This is a genomic window from Microbacterium sp. Bi128 (genome assembly GCF_918698205.1).
Window position 1 is genome coordinate 1 of sequence record NZ_CAKKMM010000827.1, and the last position, 2,244, is coordinate 2,244.

The window sequence follows — 2,244 nt, forward strand, 5'->3', positions numbered from 1 at the left end:
CCTACCAGGAGTCCGTGACCGCGCACCAGGAGCCGCTGCGCGAGGCAATCTTCCAGGAAATCAAGGGCCGCACCCAGGAAACTGACCTTTCCGTCCCGAACCGCAAGGACGGCTGGTGGTATTTCACCCGCTCGGTCGAGGGCAAGGAGTACGGCATCCACTGCCGCGTGCGCGGCCAGGACACCGGGGACCGCGTCGCGGACTGGACTCCCCCGGCCGTGGAGGCCGGCGTCGTCATCCCCGGCGAGGAGGTCCTGCTCGATGGCAACCTCGAGGCCGAGGGCAAGCCGTTCTTCGCCGTGGGCGGGGCCGCCACGACCATCGACGGCACCCTCTACGCCTACGCCGTGGACAACGCCGGCGACGAGCGCTTCACCCTGCGCATCAAGGACCTCCGCACCGGCGACTTGCTGCCGGATGTGATCGAGAACGTCTTCTACGGCATCTCCTTCTCCCCCGACGGCAGCCGGATCTTCTATACCGTGGTGGACGATTCGTGGCGGCCGTACCAGGTCAAGTCCCACGTGCTCGGCACACCCGTCGGCGAGGACACGGTCATCTACCAGGAGGACGACGTCGCCATGTGGCTCGGCTTCGAGCTCTCTGCCGACCGGCGGCACCTGGTGCTCAGCATCGGCTGCTCCGAGTTCAGCGAGACCCGCCTGCTGCGCTTTGATGACCCCGACGCCGGCCTGCGCACCGTGATCTCCCGCGACGAGCGCATCCTCTACGAGGCCGAGCCGTTCCTGCTGGCGGACGCCACAGGACGGGGCCGGGAGCGGATTCTGCTCACGCACAACAAGGACGCCATCAATTCCATGGTCTCGCTGGTGGAGCCGGCCGAGCTCGCAAAGCCGCTCGCCGAGCAGCACTGGGATACCGTCGTCGCCCATTCCGACCAGGTCCGGGTCAACGGCGCTGGCGTCACGTCGACCCACGCGGTGGTCTCCGTGCGCAAGGACACCATTGAACGGGTCCAGGTCCTGCCCCTGGCAGGACTGGGCACCCCGGAGCAGGGCGCCGCCGTGGAACCTGCGTTCGCCGAAGAGCTGTATACCGCCGGCGTCGCGGGCTCCGACTACGAGGCGCCCGTCATCCGGATGGGCTACACCTCCTACTTCACCCCGTCGCGGGTCTACGACTTTGTGCTGCCCACCCCGGAGCTCCCGGCCGGTGAACTCCTGCTGCGCAAGGAGAGCCCGGTGCTGGGCGGCTACACGCCGTCGGACTACGTCGCCACCCGGGAATGGGCGGTGGCGTCCGACGGGACCCGGATTCCGCTCTCGGTCCTCCGCCATGCCTCCGTCCGGCAGGATTCGACGGCGGCCGGCCTGGTGTACGGCTACGGCTCCTACGAAATGAGCATGGATCCGGGCTTCGGGATCCCCCGGTTGTCCCTGCTGGACCGGGGCATCGTGTTTGTGATCGCCCACATCCGGGGCGGCGGCGAGCTGGGCCGGCACTGGTACGACGACGGCAAGAAGCTGCACAAGAAAAACACGTTCACCGACTTCATTGCGGCCACGGACTGGCTCGCCGGTTCCGGCTGGGTCGACCCGGCACGGATCGCGGCGATGGGCGGCTCCGCCGGCGGCCTGCTCATGGGCGCGGTCGCCAACCTGGCGCCGGAAAAGTACGCGGCGATCGTTGCCGCCGTCCCGTTCGTGGACGCATTGACCACCATCCTGGACCCCGACCTGCCGCTCTCGGCGCTGGAGTGGGAGGAATGGGGCAACCCAATCACCGACCCGGCCGTGTACGCGTACATGAAGTCGTACACGCCCTACGAGAACGTCCGTGCCGTGGCGTACCCGAAGATCGCCGCGGTCACCAGCTTCAACGACACCCGCGTGCTCTACGTGGAGCCGGCCAAGTGGGTGCAGCGGCTGCGCGAGGTGAACACCGGCAGCGAACCCGTCGTCCTGAAAATCGAGATGGAAGGCGGCCACGGCGGCGCGTCGGGTCGGTACGTGCAGTGGCGCGAACGGGCCTGGGACTACGCGTTCGTCGCCGATTCCCTCGGCGCCACCGAACTGCTGCCCGAATCCGGACTGAAGTAAGAACCCCATCGGTTGCTCCGTGGGCGCCCTTTGGGACCTCCATGAGGGCACTTACGGAGCAATCGATGCGTTTTCCGGCCGGTCAGCGGGCTTTCCGGCATTAATCCGGGAGCCCGCTACCGATATTTGGTCATCATGCTTACTATTTACTGGCATGATGGGCACTTCGTCGTGGAACCCGTCC

The 2,244-nt window shown here is 67.2% G+C and carries 1 protein-coding gene; it reads left to right on the plus strand.

The features are described 5' to 3' along the window. Window positions 1–2,060: S9 family peptidase (locus LQV45_RS26790; protein ID WP_230009779.1), on the plus strand; the 2,060-nt coding region annotated here is incomplete at its 5' end. Window positions 2,061–2,244: the final 184 nt, after the last annotated feature.